The sequence below is a fragment of the Pseudomonas sp. WS 5027 genome, assembly GCF_012985695.1.
GTDB classification, from domain to species: Bacteria; Pseudomonadota; Gammaproteobacteria; order Pseudomonadales; family Pseudomonadaceae; genus Aquipseudomonas; species Aquipseudomonas hygromyciniae.
Map to the genome: position 1 here is coordinate 57,925 of NZ_JAAQWU010000031.1, position 6,000 is coordinate 63,924.

Below are 6,000 nucleotides of genomic sequence, written 5' to 3' on the forward strand. Positions count from 1 at the left end.
TCGAAATAAACAAAAATACGCGAGAGAAAGTGCTCAGCCTTAGGCTGCGGCAGCTTCTTTTTGTTCGCGAACTGCAGCCAGAGTACGAGCCAGCTTGCTGGTAGCGCCTTGAATCACGCTCATCAGCTGCGAAATAGCTTCGTTACGGGTCGGCAGTGTTGCCAGTACGTCGATTTGGTTAGCTGCGAGGAACTTGCCCTCGAACGCAGCTGCCTTGATCTCGAACTTATCCTGACTCTTGGCGAATTCCTTGAACAAACGGGCAGCAGCGCCTGGATGATCCTTGGAGAACGCGATCAGAGTCGGGCCGGTGAACACGTCGTTGAGGACACTGTATTCAGTGTCAGCAACAGCGCGCTTGAGCAGGGTATTACGTACAACACGTACGTATACGCCGGCTTCACGAGCCTCTTTACGGAGTCCGGTCATAGCGCCTACTGTCACACCACGGGCATCAGCCACGACAGCGGACAGAGCAGCTTTGGCAGCCTCGTTGACTTCAGCGACGATGGCCTTCTTGTCTTCGAGATTAATTGCCACGGGTTTAACTCCTGCTTGTTACCGTTTCATCTGGCCTAGGCCGGATGTCGTTTTGGTGTCTGATTCGGTAAGGAACCGGGAGCACCATCTGCGTAGGCTTGATGGTTTAAGACTTGCGTCGCCTACGGTCTTGGATAGCCCCCGCCAGGCAGGGACCCCAATCTTTCAATTGACGCGATATCTCGCGCCAATTTGTGTCTTATACGTCCAGCGAACCTTGGTCGATGACCAGACCTGGGCCCATAGTGGTGCTCAGGGTAACGCGCTTGACGTAGATGCCTTTCGAGGAAGCTGGCTTGATACGCTTCAGATCAGCGATCAGGGCTTCAACGTTTTCCTTCAGCTTGACGGCGTCGAAGCCGACCTTGCCAACGGAGGTGTGAATGATGCCGTTTTTGTCAGTGCGATAACGAACCTGACCAGCCTTGGCGTTTTTAACCGCGGTGGCTACGTCTGGCGTTACGGTACCGACTTTCGGGTTAGGCATCAGGCCACGTGGGCCCAGGATCTGACCCAACTGACCTACAACGCGCATTGCATCCGGGGAGGCAATTACTACGTCATAGTTCAGGTCGCCGCCTTTCATTTCGGCAGCCAGGTCGTCCATGCCAACGCGATCGGCGCCAGCGGCCAGAGCAGCTTCAGCTGCTGGGCCTTGGGTGAAGACAGCAACACGTACAGTCTTGCCAGTACCGTGTGGCAGCACAGTAGCGCTACGAACGACCTGGTCGGATTTACGTGGGTCAACACCCAGGTTTACAGCAACGTCAACGGACTCGCTGAACTTGACAGTCGACAGCTCGGTCAGCAAAGCAGCAGCGTCTACAAAGTTGTAGGACTTGCCCGCTTCGATTTTGCCGGCGATAGCCTTTTGGCGCTTGGTCAGCTTAGCCATTACACACCCTCCACGTTAAGGCCCATGCTACGAGCAGAACCGGCGATGGTACGCACGGCTGCATCCATATCAGCTGCAGTCAGATCCGCGTTTTTGGTTTTCGCGATTTCTTCCAGCTGAGCACGAGTCACGGTGCCAACCTTAACGGTGTTCGGACGAGCGGAACCGCTAGTCAGACCAGCAGCTTTCTTCAACAAAACCGAAGCCGGGGTCGACTTGGTTTCGAAAGTGAAGCTACGGTCGCTATATACAGTGATGATCACTGGAGTCGGCAGACCTGGCTCAATACCCTGAGTACGGGCGTTGAAGGCCTTGCAGAATTCCATGATGTTCACGCCGTGCTGACCCAGAGCTGGACCGACGGGTGGGCTAGGGTTGGCCTGAGCGGCCTTCACTTGCAGCTTGATGTAAGCGGTAATCTTCTTGGCCATGAGGCACTCCAATTACGGGTTCAAGCGCCTCGAAAGGCTCCCCGGTTACTTGCGCGTTTATCCCAGTGACGACAAAACCCCACAGCCTAAGGCTGCGGGGTTGGGATGCTTTGTCAGCTAGACCTTTTCGACCTGGCTGAACTCCAACTCTACCGGAGTAGAGCGACCGAAAATGAGCACTGCCACTTGGATCCGGCTCTTTTCGTAGTTAACTTCTTCAACAGTACCGTTAAAATCAGCAAACGGACCATCTGTGACACGAACAACTTCGCCAGGCTCGAACAATGTCTTCGGCTTAGGCTTGTCGCTACCGTCAGCAACGCGACGCAGAATCGCTTCTGCCTCTTTGTCAGTGATCGGTGCAGGCTTATCAGCGGTACCGCCGATGAAGCCCATCACGCGAGGAGTGTCCTTGACCAAGTGCCAAGTACCCTCATTCATGTCCATCTGTACCAGCACATAGCCAGGGAAGAACTTGCGTTCGCTTTTGCGCTTCTGGCCATTCCGCATTTCAACCACTTCTTCAGTGGGAACCAGAATTTCGCCAAAGCCATCTTCCATGCCTGCCAGCTTTACGCGCTCCAGCAAAGAGCGCATAACATGCTTCTCGTAACCCGAGTAAGCATGCACAACGTACCAACGCTTAGCCACGGGACACCCTTAGCCAACAATCAAGGAAACAAGCCAGCCGAGCAGGGAATCAAGCCCCCACAACAGCAACGCCATAACCAAAACAACAGCCACAACAATTAGCGTGGTCTGCGTGGTTTCTTGGCGAGTCGGCCAAACGACTTTTCGTATTTCGGTGCGAGCTTCCTTTACCAGTACAGCGAAAGACTTACCCTTTACAGTCTGCAGACCAATGAAGACAGCCACAGCAGCAAGAGCGAGCAATACGAGTACGCGGTACAGGATCGGCGAAGCAGAATAGTACTGATTGCCAACAACGCCTACGACCACCAAAGCGACCACAGCGAGCCACTTAACCAGATCGAAACGAGAGCTTTGAGCTTCAGCCTTAGGAGTCATCTATGAAGATCCTGTGAAAAGAAAGCCAGATACACCACGTGAATCTGGCAGGTCAGGAGGGAATCGAACCCCCAACCTACGGTTTTGGAGACCGTCGCTCTGCCAATTGAGCTACTGACCTAAAACAAAATCAGGCCGACCATTATGCAGGCCTGAAAAAGACTTTACAACAACCAACCCCAAGAGACTTGAAACAACCTGGCAACACCAGGCAAAACAGAATCAAGCCGAGACAGCTGTTAAAACAAAGGCAGATATTTTCATATCTGCCTTGATATATGGAGCTCTTGAGCGGATTTGAACCGCTGACCTCACCCTTACCAAGGGTGTGCTCTACCAACTGAGCTACAAGAGCGAAACACCTTGCACAACCTGCAAACTTGGAGCGGGTAGCGGGAATCGAACCCGCATCATCAGCTTGGAAGGCTGAGGTTCTACCACTAAACTATACCCGCGGAGCTTGCAGCTCACGCTAAAAATGGTGGAGGGGGAAGGATTCGAACCTTCGAAGTCGTAGACGTCAGATTTACAGTCTGATCCCTTTGGCCGCTCGGGAACCCCTCCTAAGCGAGCCGGCATTTTACATTACGCCGACCTTCTGTCAAGCATTTTCTCATTAAAAATATGAGGTTAGCTGCGTGACGATCGCTTCACACCAACTTCCCGAAAGGGTCATCACTGTGGAGCGGGCGCCATTCTATGCAAACTATTCGACAGTTGCAATGCCTTCGCACGGCATTATTTTATGTTTTAACTCATTGAATTCATTAGCAAGGCTTTCAAACGGCAGATCGTCAGCAAGGCGGCGACTTTCAGGCGCCACACGCAACCAAAAAGCAGGCGCACCTACGACAACCATTTGCTGGATCCTGACCTTTATATCCAGGCTGGTCAGGCGCTGCTCAAGGAACTGCGCCTGTTCCTGACTGGCAAAACCGCCGATATACAAGCAACCTGCTGGCACCTCTGGAGCCCGAGGCCGATCGCGGCGCGTCATTGCGTCGGCCGACTCACTCAGCAACTGAATATCCTGCTGAGAGCCCCTGTATAGCGCCAGAGGCGTTACATCCTTCGCACGCAACGGAGCCTCTTGCTGGTGCCAAACGTAGTAAAAGACATTGAGAACCAGCAACAACAGAAACAACCAACGCATAAAAACCTCAAGACAAAGGGCACGCCAGCGCCAAGCCAACAAATACCAGGTCCGGAACAACGCGAGCGCCCGGTAAGGCATCGGCGACCAACTCAGCATCACCACCTGTAAGGAAAACAGAGAACTCCTTACCCCAGTAGCTGCGAGCTAGCTCCAACTGCGACTGAGCGAAACCACGAAGCATGAGCGTGCAACCCCGCTCAACAGCTTGGGCAGTCGTAAGCCCAGGCTCCAGTTTTTCTAACGCACGCTCAGCTGCAACATCGTCATACCGTATTTTTCGGGTATGGGTTCGCAGCTGATTGCGCATCAGCGGCATACCTGGACAGATAAATCCCCCAAGATGCTTGCCATCTGCCGCAATGAAATCAGCCGTGGCGGCTGTACCAAAATCAAGTACCAGGCATGCTCGAGAGGCTAACCGGAAGCCCCCAAGCATTGCCAGCCAACGGTCCAACCCCAGGCGGGCATACTCCTCGTAGCCATTGCGCACACCCGCCATCTCACGCGATGGCACTGCACAACTGATAGAGACACCAAAGGCTGCAACCAAGACGTCGACCAGGCGACTCGTCTCTTCCTGGGCGCGCACGCTGACTAACCTGCAGTGCTGCAGAGAAAGACCGACCAGCGAATGAAGACCACCCAGCAACGCCACATCGGAATCAACAACGCCTTCAGCGAAAACGACTGCCTGGTTGGCCTCGAGGACTCGCCACTTGATGAAGCTATTCCCACAGTCGAGCTCAAGAATCATCACGCAACCTCAGGCTTAACTCACCACCACTGTATATTTTCTCAACGCCATTTACCTCGAGACGTAGCGCGCCTTGACCGTCGATACCCAGCACGACCCCATCTACCTGGTTAACACCGGCGATCAACGACACAGCCCTACCCTGCCATAGATGATTCTGCTCCCACTCATCGCGGATTACCGAGAAGCCAGAATCTCTATGACGCACTATATAAGCCTGCAATGCCTCGCTCAGATGAGCAACCAGATGATTTCGATCTACCGAACGACCTGTTTCGAGCTGTATTGATGTCCACTGCTGATCAACCTCCTCGGCGGTCTGCATGTTTGCGTTAATGCCAATACCGAGCACGACATGACAGACATCCGCAGGATCCCCGACCAACTCAAGAAGTATGCCTGCAACCTTCTTCGACCCAACAAGAACGTCATTCGGCCATTTCACACCTGAACCATGGACACCAAGGTCGCGCAAGGTTTGCATGACCGCCAAGCCCACCACAAGACTCAGCCCCTCGAGCTGTCGCAGCCCGCCATCGATACGAAGCACAAGGCTGTAGTAAACATTCTGTGCAAATGGACTCACCCACTTGCGCCCTCGACGCCCCCTGCCCGCAGTCTGCCGCTCCGAGAGAACCAGAAACGGCGCCGCTTGCCCCGCTTCAATAAGGCGCAATGCCTGGGCATTAGTGGAATCGATGGTATTCGATATGAAAATCGAACCTGCACAGACCGGCGACTTCAAGGCGATCTCGTCAGCATTCAATAGAACCAGCGGGGATGCCAATTGATAGCCTCTACCCCTGACCTTATGAATTGTCAGATCCAGCTCAACCTCCAGATGCTGGAGCTGCTTCCACACAGCACTACGACTGATGCCCAGGGCTGCGCCTAGCGCTTCACCCGAGTGGAATCGACCATCTTTCAGAAGTGTTAACAACGTCAGCATGCAAGTCTCGCCTCACAATGAGGCACGCATGATAGCCATGCGTAGAGCCATTGCATAGAAAGCAAGCTGACGGATGATTGAGGGACTTCGATCGAACAATCGACCAAGACTTGACTCGCCTTTTCGACCGCCCAAAACAAAACCCCAACTGCTTTCGCAATTGGGGTTTCGGAATTTAATCTTGACGATGACCTACTCTCACATGGGGAAACCCCACACTACCATCGGCGATGCATCGTTTCACTA

At 53.6% G+C, this 6,000-nt stretch carries 8 protein-coding genes and 4 tRNA genes; all 12 read right to left on the minus strand.

What is annotated here, in order from left to right:
- Window positions 1-39 precede the first annotated feature (39 nt).
- Window positions 40-540, minus strand: a complete 501-nt coding sequence (gene rplJ, locus HBO09_RS26575) for a 50S ribosomal protein L10 (RefSeq protein WP_003176433.1) — start codon at window positions 538-540, stop codon at window positions 40-42.
- Between the two features lie 199 nt (window positions 541-739).
- On the minus strand, window positions 740-1,435 hold the full coding sequence (gene rplA, locus HBO09_RS26580) for a 50S ribosomal protein L1 (RefSeq protein WP_003176434.1): 696 nt from the start codon (window positions 1,433-1,435) through the stop codon (window positions 740-742).
- On the minus strand, window positions 1,435-1,866 hold the full coding sequence (gene rplK / locus HBO09_RS26585; protein ID WP_003210097.1) for a 50S ribosomal protein L11: 432 nt from the start codon (window positions 1,864-1,866) through the stop codon (window positions 1,435-1,437). Before rplK ends, rplA begins: the two co-directional genes overlap by 1 nt.
- Before the next feature lie 117 nt (window positions 1,867-1,983).
- Window positions 1,984-2,517: a transcription termination/antitermination protein NusG gene (gene nusG, locus HBO09_RS26590; RefSeq protein WP_003176436.1), complete on the minus strand. Its 534-nt coding sequence runs from the start codon at window positions 2,515-2,517 to the stop codon at window positions 1,984-1,986.
- A gap of 9 nt (window positions 2,518-2,526) precedes the next feature.
- Window positions 2,527-2,895, minus strand: a complete 369-nt coding sequence (gene secE, locus HBO09_RS26595) for a preprotein translocase subunit SecE (RefSeq protein WP_029299242.1) — start codon at window positions 2,893-2,895, stop codon at window positions 2,527-2,529.
- Window positions 2,896-2,940: 45 nt separating this feature from the next.
- Window positions 2,941-3,016 (minus strand) — tRNA-Trp (locus tag HBO09_RS26600).
- 158 nt (window positions 3,017-3,174) lie between these two features.
- A tRNA-Thr gene (locus HBO09_RS26605) sits at window positions 3,175-3,250 on the minus strand.
- A gap of 26 nt (window positions 3,251-3,276) precedes the next feature.
- A tRNA-Gly gene (locus HBO09_RS26610) sits at window positions 3,277-3,350 on the minus strand.
- Between the two features lie 24 nt (window positions 3,351-3,374).
- Window positions 3,375-3,459, minus strand: a tRNA-Tyr gene (locus HBO09_RS26615).
- A 142-nt stretch (window positions 3,460-3,601) separates the two neighbouring features.
- Window positions 3,602-4,048 carry a hypothetical protein gene (locus HBO09_RS26620; protein ID WP_169998325.1) on the minus strand — a complete coding sequence of 149 codons (447 nt, stop codon included), beginning with the start codon at window positions 4,046-4,048 and terminating at the stop codon, window positions 3,602-3,604.
- 7 nt (window positions 4,049-4,055) lie between these two features.
- The gene (locus tag HBO09_RS26625; protein WP_169998323.1) at window positions 4,056-4,805 is read right to left on the minus strand and encodes a pantothenate kinase; all 750 of its coding nucleotides are present in this window, start codon (window positions 4,803-4,805) and stop codon (window positions 4,056-4,058) included.
- A complete protein-coding gene (birA, locus tag HBO09_RS26630) occupies window positions 4,795-5,754 on the minus strand; it encodes a bifunctional biotin--[acetyl-CoA-carboxylase] ligase/biotin operon repressor BirA (RefSeq protein WP_169998321.1) in 960 nt (319 codons plus the stop codon). Before birA ends, HBO09_RS26625 begins: the two co-directional genes overlap by 11 nt.
- Window positions 5,755-6,000: the final 246 nt, after the last annotated feature.